2 pseudogenes are annotated in these 426 nt (G+C 52.3%); both read right to left on the bottom strand.

Annotated features, from left to right (window positions below):
• Window positions 1-123, bottom strand: a pseudogene (locus tag ACEWB7_RS18015) (30S ribosomal protein S6--L-glutamate ligase); the annotation flags it as partial.
• Between the two features lie 57 nt (window positions 124-180).
• Window positions 181-426 (bottom strand): annotated as a pseudogene (gene nfsA / locus ACEWB7_RS18010) (nitroreductase NfsA); the annotation flags it as partial.

Here is a 426-nt window from a genome sequence, read left to right as displayed (position 1 = left end):
AATATTCATATAGCAGGAAAGAGGATCGAGTATCTCGACCAGATGGCCGCGCCGCATCGCCGCTTCGCGCAGACGTTTGCAAGAATAGAGCGTTCCATCCCTAGACAATATGGCAATTTTCACCCTGCACCTCGCTGAAAACCCTGAAAAGCCCGCGTATCATACACTGGCCCGCAGGTTTTAGCGCGTCGCCCAGCCCTGTTTATGCAAATATTCAAGGATAAATGGGCGATTTTCTTTAATCAGGGTGCGACGGATATGATCGCTCCAGGTATCGCGTCGCGTATTACTGCCGCGGGTCAGATAATACTCAGCCAACTGCTCGTCATAGCGCGCCAGCAGCTTTTCATCAAGCGGTTGATACTGGTTCTCATGAACCACAAGCTCGGCAGGCAGGCGCGGTTTCAGATCCGGATTATCCGCAGG

The sequence above is a fragment of the Acinetobacter sp. NIOH-H-8 genome (assembly GCF_046635365.1).
Lineage (GTDB): Bacteria > Pseudomonadota > Gammaproteobacteria > Pseudomonadales > Moraxellaceae > Acinetobacter.
Note: the sequence above shows the minus strand (reverse complement) of the source record. Positions and strands in the feature narration are given on the sequence as shown.